This is a genomic window from Lactobacillus agrestimuris, assembly GCF_943193025.1.
GTDB classification, from domain to species: Bacteria; Bacillota; Bacilli; order Lactobacillales; family Lactobacillaceae; genus Lactobacillus; species Lactobacillus agrestimuris.
In genome coordinates, this window is record NZ_CALPCQ010000006.1 from 37,960 (window position 1) to 52,591 (window position 14,632).

The window sequence follows — 14,632 nt, forward strand, 5'->3', positions numbered from 1 at the left end:
AATAGGACCTTTTTACTTAGTTTCTAGGTAGAAAGGTCCCTTTTTGTTTCCAAAGGAGCTTAATCGTGAAATTATTAGAAGATCGTATTCGCAAAGATGGTGACGTTTTACCTGGTAACGTCCTTAAGATTAATTCATTTTTGAACCACCAGGTTGATCCACAACTAATGATGGCAATCGGTGAAGAATTCGCTAATTTATTCAAGGATAAAGGTGTCAATAAGGTCCTTACCTGTGAAGCATCAGGTATCGCACCAGCTATTATGGCCGCATATCAAATGAATGTACCAATGGTCTTCGCAAGAAAGAAGAGGCCATCAACTCTTAATGATGCCGTTTACTGGGCTGACGTCTTCTCATACACTAAGAAAGTTAACAACAAGATCTGTGTTGAAGAAAAATTCTTATCAAAAGATGACACAATTTTAATTATCGATGACTTCGTTGCTCATGGTGAAGCAGTCAAGGGGTTAGTTAATATCGCTGAACAAGCCGGCGCAAAGATTGCTGGTATCGGTGCTGTTGTTGCTAAGAGCTTCCAAGGTGGTAGCGAATGGATTCAAGATCACGGTTACCACTTTGAGGCACTTGCTAACATCGATAGTTTTGAAAATAATCAAGTTCACTTTTTAGGAGAAGATTAATGCAAAAAGAAGTTAGTCATCATAAAGCCGCAATCTTAGGATTACAACATTTACTTGCAATGTATTCCGGTGCTATTGCCGTACCGCTCCTGATCGGAGGCGCCTTAAAGTTCAATAGCACTCAAATGACTTACTTAGTATCAATCGACATCTTCATGTGTGGACTTGCCACACTGCTTCAATTATTTAGAAACCGCTACTTCGGTATTGGACTTCCAGTAGTTCTTGGATGTGCGATTCAAGCTGTTGCTCCACTTGAAATGATTGGGCAAAAATTTACAATCAATACCATGTATGGGGCAATCATCGTAGCCGGAATTTTTGTTTTCTGTGTCGCTGGTTGGTTTTCTAAAATCAAAAAACTTTTCCCGCCTGTTGTTACAGGAACTTTGATTACAGTTATCGGCCTATCTTTAATTCCGGTTGCTTTTCAAAATTTAGGTGGAGGAAATGCGGCCGCTAAAAACTTTGGTGATCCTAAGAATCTAATCACTGGTTTCATCACTGTCGCAATCATTATTTTGATCGAAGCCTGTGCTAAGGGCTTTCTCAAATCAATTGCAGTTTTAATCGGATTAGTAGTCGGAACTTTAATTGCCGCTGCTATGGGCATGGTTTCCTTAACTCCAGTAAGCCAAGCATCCTGGTTCCACTTACCACAACTTTTCTACTTTGGTGTACCTGAATTTGAATGGTCATCTTGCTTAACGATGATTATCATCGCCTTAGTATCAATGGTTGAATCCACTGGCGTCTTCTTTGCCATTGGTGATTTATTGAATAAAGATATCACTGAAGAAGATTTAAAGAAAGGTTACCGCGCCGAAGGTATTGCACAGATCTTCGGTGGTTTGTTTAACACTTTTCCTTACACAACTTTTTCACAGAATGTTGGTTTACTTCAACTATCAGGCATTAAAACAAAACGTCCAATCTTCTGGGCGGCCGGCTTTCTTATGACGATGGGACTTCTTCCAAAAATTGGAGCTGTCGTAACCATCATTCCCGATTCAGTACTTGGCGGTGCAATGCTTGTCATGTTTACCATGATTGCTGTTCAAGGAATTAAAATGTTACTTAATGTAGATTTGAAGAACAACAACAATTTATTAGTTATCGCAATTTCAATTGGACTTGGTCTTGGCGTTACTGTTTATCCACAAATTTTCCAGAATTTACCAGAAACTATCCAATTATTTCTTTCCAACGGAATCGTCATTTCCAGTTTAAGTGCGACGATTCTTAACTTAGTTTTAAATACGCGCAAACAAAACATTCTAAGCTAAATAGTGAACTAGTTATCCGACGGGATAATTGATTCACTATTTTTATTCTCTTGTAGAATTTAAGTAGTAAAACTATATGTCATCGGAGCTTTAGACACTTGACATCGTAAACAAAACTGGCAGTTTTACTTAAGTTATCAATAGTCTCTTCGAAGAATGTAGACACTTCGATGTCGAGTTTTGATTCTAGTATTGTTTTAAAAATAGAAAAGAAATATTGGTGGCAGCTTTGGAAATAATCAGCTTTTGGCAATTTTCATTTTTGAACAATTTTAATTCTGCTCAAATAAATATTGGCTTCTCGTGTGCATGTATCGTAATCAGTGCTTTGCTGTTGATTATAAAAGATCGTGCTAATGCCGATAAATAAAAAATATGCTATAATTTACTTAAGTTATTTAGTAATCATGAACTTCATGGTTTCAATTGAACACGAAAAAAGCTTGAGAAAAATCTCAAGCTTTTTTTGCTACTATAAAAAGTTGTCATTCTAATCAATTGCCTTAAAGTGGTACATATAAGCCATGAAATCACCATGCTCAACTGGATCATAAATTCCAAGATTCATCAATTCATCTCCGCCATAAACTTTATGACTAGCCTGATCTTCGTATCGCCTATCAGGATCAAGACCAACCAATTTAGTCTTAGTGAAATATGGTTGAGCACTAGCCATCACTTTAACTGTTGATAAAACAACTTCAGTTTGATCATGAGAGACAGTTTCCCAAGCACATTGATTACTTGTTTGAGCAGATTTTAGACGATAGAACCTACCATATTGAGTAACTTTTCTAATCTTCTTATATTCTTCAACTTGCTCGGCGACTAGCTTTCGATCTTCTTCACTCATCTTGGTTAAATCAAGTTCATAGCCAAGGTCGCCCCACATAGCAACCACGCCACGGGTATTAAATGGAGTAATTCGACCATTTTGTTCATTTGGACTTACTGATACGTGCGAAGTCATCATTGATTGTGGGTAAACCAAACTAGTTCCGTACTGAATTTTTAAGCGATCAATTGCATCACTATTATCGCTAGCCCAAATTTGTGGATTATAGTAAGCCATACCTGCATCAAATCTACCACCACCACCTGAACAACCTTCAATTAATAAGTCTGGATAGCGATCAACAATCTTTTCCAATAAGTCGTAAAGTCCTAAAACGTAGCGGTGGTAAACCTCACCTTGACGACTTGCCGGCAAATCTGCTTCATAAATATCTGAAAGATGACGATTCATATCCCACTTAATGTAATCAATTTTACCTGAATCAAGAATCGCCTTCATTTGATCAAAAATGTTATTGCGAACTTCTTCTCTTCCAAGATCGAGTACATATTGATTACGTGCAGGGCTAGGCTTTCTTCCAGGAACACTCATCAAGTAATCGGGATGCGCCTTATACAGATCAGAATCAATTGAGATCATTTCTGGTTCAAACCATAACCCAAATTTTAGTCCTTGTTCATGGACATAGTCTGCAAAGTTATCCAAACCATGTGGGAATTTTTTCTTAAACACCGCCCAATCTCCCAATGAAGAATTATCATCATCACGGTGACCAAACCAGCCATCATCAAGAACAAACATCTCAATGCCAAGTCTCTTCGCATCATCCACAATTGGCTTTAACTTATCTTCATCAAAATCAAAGTAAGTAGCTTCCCAATTATTAACCAAAATCGGACGAACTTGATCTTTATACTTACTTCTGATAATTCTATCATGAATCAAACTATGAAATGCTTGACTCATCTTGTTAAGTCCCCTGTCTGAATAAGCCATAATGACTTCAGGAGTTTGGAAACTGTCCGCAGACTTCAATTTCCAATTAAAGTTGTAGTCATTAATCCCGACAACTATTCTAGTTTGAGCATATGGATCTTTTTCAATTTCAAACTTATGATTACCTGAGTAAACAAAGGCAAAACCGTATGCATCCCCAACAAATTCATTCGTATCCTTATCAACTAAAGCAACAAATGGGTTCATTTGGTGACTTGAAGTTCCGCGAATGCTTGAATAGACATGAATTCCTTGGTTCACATGATTTCTCTGCATGTGTCTTTCATTAGCATGAGCACCTGGCAAAGTAATTGTATCGAAGTTACGATCAACAAAATCCATTTGCATTGAAGCAACTTTTTCAAGTTTAATAGTATCTTTACCAGTATTTCTAACCTTTACTGAGCGAACAATAACTGGACGGTCACGATAGATTGTATAAAGTAAATCAAATTTTAAATCACCATACTCATCTTTCAAGGTGATAATTAAAGTTTCGGCTTCGTCCTTATCTTTAACCCATGAATGTGGCAAACCTTCAAGATCTGGTTTTCCTTGGATAATTTGATAATCCTCATAAGTTAAGAAAGTTGCATTTGAACCATCTTTTTGACGAGCGATTATGGCTGGTGTTCTGAAGTCCATTTCCCCAGCACTACTATATTCTTGAAGAAGAGAATCCTTAGAAAAAGTACGATCAAGTGAACCTGGCAAGTTACCAGAAAAACCACGGTCTAATCTTGGATAGTGTAATTCACCATGGTAGTTTTTGATTCGCTTGCCGAAGTAAAGATGAGCCAAAGTATTACCATCTTCAATTTCTAATAAGTAAGAAATTTGATCATTGTGTAAGTGAAAAACTTTATTTTTCTTATCAAAATTAATTAATTGGTTCAACCTGGTTACCTCCCAATTCATTGCTTTCACTGTTTAAAGCTTCTAAATTTAAGACATTTTCTTCGGCTTGAATTTCTTGTCCTGGATTTTCTATCAATTCAATCTTAGAGAATTTTTCTGAGTTTGTAACAACTACAATTACTGTATCATCTAAGCCAGCCTTCTTAATGGTTGGATCCCAGAATTCAATTAATTCTTGCCCCTTCTTGACGTGTTGACCTTGCTCAACGTAAGAAACAAATCCTGTACCCTTTAATTTTACTGTACCAATACCAATATGAATTAGTAAGACAACTCCATTATCACCAACTAACCCAACAGCATGTCTAGTAGTAAATACCTGTCTTACTGTTGCATCAAATGGTGCCAATACTTTACCATCACTTGGCTTAATCGCAAATCCTTGTCCAACTGAACCTGATGAAAAGATTTGGTCATGTACTTCACTCAAGTTGATTAATTGTCCGGCAATTGGACTAGCTACTGTAACATTATCTTCTGGAGTTTCAGCAGTCTTGTTGAATTTTTTACCCCAAGTTTGTTCAAGTTCTGCAACGATTTCTGCGTGCTTTTGTTCACTTAAGATTACTTTTTTAGCAAAAACAATAATTGCTGCTACTAACATAACTGCTGGCACAGCGAACATCATAATCTTAAAGTTCAATTTTCCAGCAGGTGTAATTGAAGCAGCGGTTGCTCCAGTAGTCATACCTGCCATGATAGCGATTTGACCAACCACACCATTTGATACAGCTCCACCAAATTTATCAATTAATGGTCTAACTGATAATGCTAAAGATTCGTCCCTGTGTCCCAATTTCAATTGACCATATTCAACTGAGTCTGTGATGATCATTAAAACAATCAAGAAGACCATTTGTTGTGGAAAACCAAAGAGTGATGCTGCGATAAGTACAAGAGGTAAGTTGCTTCCAGCAACTGAGAATAAACCCATACCTGCAAGCATTACTATTAAACAAGTAGTAAATAAGGTCTTACGACTCATTTTCTTAGATAAGATTGGGAACAATGATGTCGCAAAAATACCTAAAAAGATATTAATTGTTGAAAATAGTGAAAATGCTGTTGGCATTCCCATAATATAGGTGAAGTAATATACTTCAAGTGAGTTAGTGATGTTAATTGCAATTCCGTAGAACAGATATGCACAAGCTACCCACATTAATTGGTCGTTACCTGATAAAGCTTTAAAAATTCCAACGATACCCTTGGTATCTTGCTTATTTTTACGAATATCACTGTTAACTTCTCTAGTAAATAAACCAACACCCCAAGCTGAGATAAAGGCAATTGAACAAATAATTGCTGCAAAGATAAACCATCCACGATCATCCCCAGTTGAAGTTGCCTCAGCTGAGAAAAAGATAACTGCTGGCATAACTAAGATTCCGACAAGTCCACCACCGACTGTTGAACCTACTCGAGCATAAGTAGCAGTCTTTTCACGTTCACGTGAATCAGTTGTTAATGATGGAAGCATTGACCAGAAACCAACATCTTTAAATGAATAAAAGATGTCCATCGTAATATATAAAACCGCGAAAACAACCATATATATAACTGCATTCTTCTGGTAAAGTCCACCTAAGTTAGTGAACAAAAGCAGTAAGATAATTGCTGAAATACTTCCTCCGACAACTACCCAAGGTCTAAAGTGACCCCAACGAGTTTTAGTTCTATCAATTGCATTACCGATAAATGGATCGATAAATAATTCTACTATTCTTAATGCCATGATGATTATGGTCACAATACTAATCATTTTGGCATCAGTTGCTTTACTACCCGTATTAAATAAATGCGAGGTAATGAACATAATTAAGTATCCAGATAATAGTCCATAAAATGAATCATTACCAAATGCTCCGAAACTATATGCTAAACGAGCCCCTAAGGACATTTTCCCTTGATCTTTTTTCTCCATTTCCCTTGCTCTCTTTCTGAAATGTATTCGCTTTCATAAATATATTATGTCAAACGCTTAACATAAAGAAAATGGATTTTCATTTCAAATACATGTTTTTATGTTTAAAAACAAAATGACATAAATGAGCAAAAAATGTTATGATGCAAGTGTATTTTTAAATTTAAAACAACATAACGCCATATTAATTATGGTAATTTGAAGGAGAATCTTCATGGATGGAGAATACCGCTCATTAAAAAATCAGGGCTTTGAAACTAGTATTTTATTCTTTGGGCAAGAAAACTGCCTACCTAATTATTTCTTTAAAGGAAATAATGTTCGCGATAATTATGTAGTTCATTATGTTCAATCTGGAAAAGGAGTTTTTTCTGTAGCCAATCACTATGCAGTTAAGTTGGAAGCTGGTGATATGTTTATTTTACCTAAAGGTGTACCCTGTTTTTATCAAGCCGATGGTGAAGACCCTTGGTCCTATTTTTGGATTGGCTTTTCAGGTATAAAAACTAATGCTTTATTTAGAAATTCAAAATTATTAAACAAAGGATACCTGAGAAACGTAAAAAATAGCGAGACTCATCAAAGTTTTAAAAAACTTTACGAAACTGCTCATCATCCCGCATCACTTGCAAACGACGTTTTAATTGAATCGTTAATTTATAATTTTTTCTATCATTTGATTACAGAATTTCCTGAAAAAAACAAGAAAGCCAACAAAAACTCCGACAAATTACTACAAGTAGCAATTGATCACTTTAGTGAACAATATAACAATTCAAACTGTTCAGTTAATTCTATTTGTAATGAATTAGATATATCTAGAAGCTTTTTATACACTCTTTTTAAAAACTATCTAAATACTTCCCCTAGAGATTTTTTAATTAAATTAAGAATGGAAAAAGCTAAAGAATATCTAAATACCACTGATTATTCTATCCAGCAAATTTCGATCTATGTTGGTTACACAGATGAGTTCACCTTTTCTAAGGCCTTTAAACGTTATACTGACTTCAGTCCATTAAATTATCGAAAACAAAATAAATAAAAAAGTAGACAATTGGTAAAAGAACTTGCTAGTGATTTATTATTGAGAGGAGTAAACGAGTCTAATTATCAACTTAAAAGTTCTTATACTCTGCCTGTAACTTGAATTAATCAAATATGAAACTTTGCTTTTATGGTTACTTTTTTAATACAATAGAGATTGTAAACGGACACTGATGAAAGGAACTAAATATGAAACAAACTGAATGTACAACCATTCTTGTCGGTAAGAATGCAACTATCGATGGTTCAACTATGATCGCTAGAAGTGAAGATGGTGGTCGTGTAATTATCCCTGAAGGATTCGAAGTTGTAACTCCTGACAAGCAACCAAAGCACTACGAAAGTGTTATCAGTCATCAAAAGATCGATGATGAAGACTTACTAGCTAACCCACTTCGCTACACAAGCGCACCAGACGTTTCTGGTAAAAATGGTATCTGGGCAGCCGCTGGTATCAACTCAGAAAACGTTGCGATGACTGCGACTGAAACTATTACTACTAATTCACGTATTCAAGGTATCGACCCACTTCTTGATAGAAATAAGGCTGGCCTTGGTGAAGAAGACTTCGTTACCTTAACTCTTCCATACCTTCACTCTGCTCGTGATGGTATTAAGCGTGTAGGTTACCTTCTTGAAAAGTACGGTACTTACGAAATGAATGGTATGGCCTTTTCAGACAAGGATGAAGTTTGGTACCTTGAAACTATCGGTGGTCATCACTGGGCAGCACGCCGCATCCCTGATGATGCCTATGTAATTGCACCAAACCGTTTGAATATTGATGAATTTAAGTTTGATGATCCTAACTTTATCGCATGTGACCACTTGAAGGACTTAATTGACGAATATCACTTAAACCCAGACTTTGAAGGTTATAACTTACGTCACATCTTTGGTTCATCAACTATCAAAGACGCTCACTACAACAATCCACGTGCTTGGTACTTACACAACTTCTTCAATCCAGACTTTGGCGGCAATCCTGAAGATCAAGACCAACCATTTATTTGTCACGCTAACCGCAAGATTAGTATCGAAGATATTAAATGGGCCGAAAGTTCACACTACCAAGATACTCCATACGATGCTTATGGTGATCAAGGCACTCCTGAACAAAAAAAGACCTTCCGTCCAGTTGCTATCAACCGTAATTTTGAAACTCATGTATTGCAAATTAGAAATGATGTTCCAGCTGAAATCGCTGGTGTTCAATGGTTAGCATTTGGTCCAAACACATTCAATAGTTTTGTACCATTCTATACCAACATCACTACTACTCCTGCAAGCTATCAAACTACTCCAAAGTTCAATTTGAACAAGATTTTCTGGCTTAACAAGTTAACTGCTCAACTTGGTGATACTAATTACCGTGTATATGGCGAACTTGAAAATGACTTTGAACAAAAGAGCTTGGCTCAATGCCATAAGATTCAACACGAAACCGACAAGGAAGTAAAAGGCCTTAGCGGTAAAGAACTTCAAGAAAAACTTGAAGCAGCAAATCAAAAGATGGCTGATACTGTTTACAACAATACCATTGATCTTCTTGGTCAAATGGTTGACGAAGGTCATGGCTTAATGACTTTGAAGTACGATTTGCTTGATTAATCGAAAAATTTCAAAAGACGTGAAACGCTAAATTTGCGCTTCACGCCTTTTTTCATGCCCGCAACCACTGGTTACGCAATCAAAAAATGCTTGTCTGCTACCAACTTTTCTAATAAATTAATACTGAGCATTGAGCGCAGAAAGGATTGAACAATATGAAATTGGATCAAAAAATTGCAACGCTTCGTAAAAAGAACAATCTCTCTCAAGAGGCTTTGGCTAAAAAAGTTCATGTTAGCCGACAAGCAGTATCTAAATGGGAAGGTGGACAATCTCTTCCAGACATTGAAAAAATTGTCTTATTATCCGAGATATTTGGAGTTACAACAGATTATCTTCTAAAGAGTGGCGATCCTTCATTTAAACTTGAACATAATGCGTTGGTTACGAATAACGAACTATCTCCTCTTAAGGATGATGAAATTGAGCAGTATCTTACTGTCAGAAAGAAGATTGCTAAAAATACTGGATTTGCTGTTGCTTTAGTTATTTTGGGAGCAGCTATCTTTACACTTTTTGGAATTGCGATAACTATCTTTATTAATAATAATATTTTCTATGCCATTGGAACTATAGCATTTTTTGCTTGTGGTGCTAGTGCAGTTGGAATTTTAATTTATAACCACTTTTTATTAAGCGACTTCGAAAAAATCGAACGTTTGGACTTTACTTTAAAGAAAAATCAAATTGAAGATATTAATCAGCAGCATCTTATGTATAAAAAAACTGAAAGCAAGAAATTAATATCATCAGCTATAATCACTATTTTAACAGTTCTACCAGAGATTATAACCTGGGTAATGAATTCTAGTCTCTCGCATCTTTCATATACTTATAGATCATTATTTTATTACGGAGCTGTTGCTATTTCTTTAATTTTACTAGCATCCGCAGTCTACTTATTTATATATTACATTTTATCAAATCAAGCATTCGCTGCACTTACTCAAGAAAAAAATGCGGCTATAGTAAAGAAAAATTTTATGCGTTTTACTTTTGTTTACTGGATTCTTTATATTTGTATCGGAATCCTTGTAATGATTTGGTTCACATATACGTTAGGCGATACGGTAAATTTTATAATCAAGGGTTTCCTCCCAGCCCTACTAATTTTCTTCCTCATCAAATTTTATTATTTCAGACAAAAACTTCAAAATTAAAACATTCAAAAAATCGCGATTCACACGAAATCGCGATTTTTTTATCTTAATTATCTTCAACTGGATCCATTATACCAGGTTCATCAGGATCATCTTTAAATGAAACATCTGCACCTAACTTGCGTAATTTCTGCTCAATTCGGTCGTATCCACGTAAAATATTACCGGCCTTATCAATAATGGTTGTGCCATCTGCCATTAATCCAGCAATCATTAAACAAGCCCCCGCTCTAATTTCACCTGCAGTTACTTCTGCACCATGAAATTCAGCAGTTGGATGAGCCATAATAATATTATCTTGAACTTGGATATTTGCGCCCATCTTTTGAAGTTCAGCAATATGACCAATTCGCTTAGGATAGATATTATCAATTACAACACCTTCACCAGTCTTAGCTGTTAGAAGAAGTGGAGTAATTGGTTGTTGCAAATCAGTCGCAAAACCCGGATAAACATCGGTTCTAACTTGAACCATCTTAAGATCTCCTGCTGGATAAACAAAGAGTGAATCTTCATCAGCATCGATCACAACACCCATTTCTTCAACCTTAGCTAAATATGAATCAAGGTGTTCTTCAATGATATTATGAATTCGAATTCCATTACCGATGCAGGCAGCTATTGAAATATAAGTACCTGCCTCAATACGATCAGGAATAATTGTATGCGGAATTTGTGCTCTAAGCTCTTCAACGCCCTCAATTCGAATGGTATCAGTTCCAGCACCACGAATTACTGCACCCATGTTGTTTAAGAAAGTAGCCAAATCAATAATTTCTGGCTCCTTTGCCGCATTTTCAATAATTGTCTGACCTTTAGCAGTTACACTGGCCATAATTATATTCATCGTTGCCCCAACAGACGGCATTTTAAGATGAATTTTTGCTCCATGTAAACCATCTTCTGGAGCGGTAATTATAATTTGGTCATCTTCATTTTTTACACAAGCGCCCAAGGCTTCAAAGCCTTTAATATGTTGATCGATGGGACGTGGGCCAATATCGTCCCCTCCTGGAAAACCTACAATTGCCTTACCAAAACGGCCAAGAAGCGCACCCATAAAGTAATATGACGCACGTAAACTCTTGATTTTACCTGCTGGTAAAGGACTCATTCGAATATCTTTTGGATCGATCTTTAATGTGGTTTCTTTAAAATCACAATGCACATCCATTTCTGCCAATAAATCCATTAAATTATCGACATCTGCAATTCTTGGAACACCTTCTAAAGTTACAGTGGTTCTTGACAAAATTGAAGCCGGAATAAGTGCAACAGTGGAGTTCTTAGCTCCACCAATCCAAACATCGCCTTGCAATGGTTTTCCACCATGAATTATCATCTGCTTCATTGGCGAAAACAAATCCTTTTCTACTTTCAATAATCATAATAATGTTAAAGGATATTGCAAAAAAAAACAAGAGCTGAGACCTGCTCAACTCTTGAAATTTTAGAATTTTGTATATTCAAACTGTACTAGAATTCTTCAGCAGGTAAACCGCTGGCAGCACCGATAAATGCCTTAAACAATCCTTCTGGACGTTGTGGACGGCTTAAGAATTCTGGGTGGTATTGTGCAGCAATAAAGAATTTCTTATCTGGAATTTCAATAATTTCGACAAGGTGATTATCTGGAGAAACACCACTGAAGACCATACCGGCCTTTTCAAATGCTTCACGATATTCGTTGTTAAATTCGAAACGATGTCTATGACGTTCTTGAATTACATCTTGATCATCATATGCTTCTCTAGTCTTAGTACCCTTCTTAAGAGTAGCTGGGTAAAGACCTAAACGGAGAGTACCACCGATATTTTCTTCATCACGCTTATCAGCCATGATGTCGATAATGTTGTTCTTAGCATTTGGTTCTGCTTCAGTAGTATTTGCATCTTCTAAGTTCAAAACATCACGTGCAAATTCAACACTGGCCATTTGCATACCTAAACAGATACCAAGGAATGGAATATCGTTTTCACGAGCGTACTTAATTGCAGTAATCATTCCTTCAAGACCACGTGTACCAAAACCACCAGGAACGATTAAACCATCTGAGTCCTTCATAATTTCAGCAATGTTATCTTCAGTAATATCTTCTGCTTGAACCTTATCAACATCAATCTTAGTGTTGTAAAGGTAACCAGCATGTTGAAGTGCATCAGTTACTGAGATGTATGCATCTTCAAGTTCAACGTACTTACCCACTAAAGTAATCTTAGTGTGATGCTTCAAGTTCTTAGCACGTTCATCAAGCTTGGTCCAAGCTTCCATGTTAGCTTCTGGAAGTGGGCTGTCAAGATGCAAGAATTCACAAACCTTTTGATCCATGCCTTGTGCTTGGAATGCAAGTGGCAAGTCAAAAAGACTTGGTGCATCAATTGATTCAATGATTCTTTCTACTGGAACATCAGTAAAAGTTGAAATCTTATTCTTTAAGTTTTGACCAACTGGCTTTTCAGCACGAAGAACAAGCATGTTTGGTTGAATACCAATACTTCTAAGTTCTGCAACTGAGTGTTGAGTTGGTTTAGTCTTCATTTCTTTAGCGGCATGAAGATATGGTACTAAAGTACAGTGAATGTACATTACATTTTCTTCACCGACTTCACGACGCATTTGACGGATAGCTTCCATGAATGGGGTTGACTCCATATCACCTACAGTACCACCGATTTCTGAAATAATTACATCTGAATCAGTAGTAAGAGCTGCACGCATGATCTTCTTCTTAATCATGTCAGTGATATGAGGAATTACTTGAACAGTAGCTCCGTTGTAATCTCCGCGACGTTCCTTTTCAAGAACTTCTTGATAAATTTTACCAGTAGTAACGTTTGAATACTTACTGGTTCTAACGTCAACAATTCTTTCGTAGTGACCTAAGTCAAGGTCAGCTTCAGTACCATCATCTGTTACATAAACTTCACCGTGTTGGTAAGGACTCATTGTACCTGGATCGATGTTAATGTATGGATCAAACTTTTGCATAGTAACTTTTAATCCACGATTCTTAAGTAAGCGTCCTAAACTTGATGCAGTGATTCCTTTACCAAGTGAAGATACGACACCACCTGTAACAAAAATATACTTTGTCATTTACCCGCTTCTCCTTTAATAATGTTGTTTCTACCAATAAAACAAAAAAAGCTCCCTTAAGTTGGGAGCTAAACGCACATAGGGTGCCCAAGAAAAATACTATCTGCTTTTTTAAAATAAGTCAAGCAAATTAATTTTCTTCATCGTCGTCATCATCATTTAATTGTGATAATTGACCTTCGATTCCATCTGGTAAACTGTCATCAGCATCGTCATTATCTTCATCGTAATCTGAATCATCATCGTTGTAATCATCAGAATCTTCATCTTCTGCAGTTGCATCAAGATCTTCATCTTCTGGATCATCGTTATCGTAGTCGATGATGTCATCACTACCAGTTGCTGAAGCAAGAAAGGCATTAACCTTCTTATGGTGCTTTCTTGTTGATTCTTCGTCTTCATCTTCTGGGTGGTTAACTTCTTCATCAACTGATTCATATGGGAACCATGAACGAAGTGCCCATACATTTTCACCCATAGAAATGAATTCACCATCAGTGTTCATATCAGTATAAAATTGTGGCAAACGATCACGAATTTCTTCGTCACTCTTGTTCAAATATCTTTGAACTTCATTAACAATATCAGCGAAAGCCATTCTCTTGCCTTTGTCTTCCAAAATTGCGCGAGCAACTTCGATCATTGACAATTCATCGCGGTTTTTATTTACAAACTTGTCTAATCCCACAGTTGTACGTCCTCTCTTTTACCAATCTTTACTATTTTACTAGGCGTTTAAGTAAAAATCAACGTGACTGTATAGTTACCTATTAAGTATAGACCACTAAACAGGTCATATTCAACATGAAGTTTCTTAAAGTGGCCATTTTGTTCATCGTATTCCAATGTTTTCGTAACACTTTCAAAGTCCATTTGCCTTCCGGTTACAACATAACGGCAATCTTTTCTTTTATCTACATTAAATTTCATAAGTGAGTAGTTATTGCTATCTACTCCTCTTCTAATGATAAGCTCATTGCCCTTCAGCAGCATTTTAACAGGGATTTCACCATTTTCCAAGTATGAAATTCGGATAGTTTCCCCATCAATTTTTACTTCGCCTTCTACCTGCTGATTGAAAGTTTCGCTATCGTCTTCTTGGACTATTTTACTAGTTAAATCTATATTTACTTTAGTCATATTCTCGCCTTATT

At 36.3% G+C, this 14,632-nt stretch carries 11 protein-coding genes; 5 read left to right on the forward strand and 6 right to left on the reverse strand.

Going from position 1 to position 14,632, the window contains the following annotated elements:
- Positions 1–65 precede the first annotated feature (65 nt).
- Together NFR82_RS02820 and NFR82_RS02825 are read left to right on the forward strand one after the other, a co-directional pair.
- Positions 66–644, forward strand: coding sequence for a xanthine phosphoribosyltransferase (locus tag NFR82_RS02820; protein ID WP_251716641.1), 579 nt, complete (start codon positions 66–68; stop codon positions 642–644).
- Positions 644–1,930: a nucleobase:cation symporter-2 family protein gene (locus tag NFR82_RS02825; RefSeq protein WP_251716642.1), complete on the forward strand. Its 1,287-nt coding sequence runs from the start codon at positions 644–646 to the stop codon at positions 1,928–1,930. The genes NFR82_RS02820 and NFR82_RS02825 overlap by 1 nt, the downstream gene beginning before the upstream one ends.
- A gap of 490 nt (positions 1,931–2,420) precedes the next feature.
- Here the strand turns inward: NFR82_RS02825 and NFR82_RS02830 are convergent, their stop codons facing one another.
- A complete protein-coding gene (locus NFR82_RS02830; RefSeq protein WP_251716697.1) occupies positions 2,421–4,640 on the reverse strand; it encodes an alpha-galactosidase in 2,220 nt (739 codons plus the stop codon).
- Positions 4,603–6,564: a sugar MFS transporter gene (locus NFR82_RS02835; RefSeq protein ID WP_251716643.1), complete on the reverse strand. Its 1,962-nt coding sequence runs from the start codon at positions 6,562–6,564 to the stop codon at positions 4,603–4,605. The genes NFR82_RS02830 and NFR82_RS02835 overlap by 38 nt, the downstream gene beginning before the upstream one ends.
- A 214-nt stretch (positions 6,565–6,778) precedes the next feature.
- Here NFR82_RS02835 and NFR82_RS02840 point away from each other — a divergent pair, with 214 nt between their 5' ends.
- The 3 genes from NFR82_RS02840 to NFR82_RS02850 all read left to right on the forward strand — a co-directional run bounded on the left by NFR82_RS02840 (position 6,779) and on the right by NFR82_RS02850 (position 10,382).
- Positions 6,779–7,609: an AraC family transcriptional regulator gene (locus NFR82_RS02840; RefSeq protein WP_251716644.1), complete on the forward strand. Its 831-nt coding sequence runs from the start codon at positions 6,779–6,781 to the stop codon at positions 7,607–7,609.
- Between the two features lie 191 nt (positions 7,610–7,800).
- Positions 7,801–9,222 (forward strand): C69 family dipeptidase, encoded by a 1,422-nt coding sequence (locus NFR82_RS02845; RefSeq protein WP_251716645.1) that lies wholly within the window; start codon positions 7,801–7,803, stop codon positions 9,220–9,222.
- 155 nt (positions 9,223–9,377) lie between these two features.
- Positions 9,378–10,382 (forward strand): helix-turn-helix domain-containing protein, encoded by a 1,005-nt coding sequence (locus tag NFR82_RS02850; protein WP_251716646.1) that lies wholly within the window; start codon positions 9,378–9,380, stop codon positions 10,380–10,382.
- Between the two features lie 46 nt (positions 10,383–10,428).
- Here the strand turns inward: NFR82_RS02850 and NFR82_RS02855 are convergent, their stop codons facing one another.
- The 4 genes from NFR82_RS02855 to NFR82_RS02870 all read right to left on the reverse strand — a co-directional run bounded on the left by NFR82_RS02855 (position 10,429) and on the right by NFR82_RS02870 (position 14,618).
- Positions 10,429–11,733 carry a UDP-N-acetylglucosamine 1-carboxyvinyltransferase gene (locus NFR82_RS02855; protein ID WP_251716698.1) on the reverse strand — a complete coding sequence of 435 codons (1,305 nt, stop codon included), beginning with the start codon at positions 11,731–11,733 and terminating at the stop codon, positions 10,429–10,431.
- A gap of 125 nt (positions 11,734–11,858) precedes the next feature.
- Entirely contained in the window at positions 11,859–13,478 is a 1,620-nt protein-coding gene (locus NFR82_RS02860; RefSeq protein WP_251716647.1) for a CTP synthase, read from the reverse strand.
- A 130-nt stretch (positions 13,479–13,608) separates the two neighbouring features.
- Positions 13,609–14,166: a DNA-directed RNA polymerase subunit delta gene (rpoE, locus tag NFR82_RS02865; protein ID WP_251716648.1), complete on the reverse strand. Its 558-nt coding sequence runs from the start codon at positions 14,164–14,166 to the stop codon at positions 13,609–13,611.
- Between the two features lie 47 nt (positions 14,167–14,213).
- Positions 14,214–14,618, reverse strand: coding sequence for a DUF1934 family protein (locus tag NFR82_RS02870; RefSeq protein ID WP_251716649.1), 405 nt, complete (start codon positions 14,616–14,618; stop codon positions 14,214–14,216).
- Positions 14,619–14,632 lie beyond the last annotated feature (14 nt).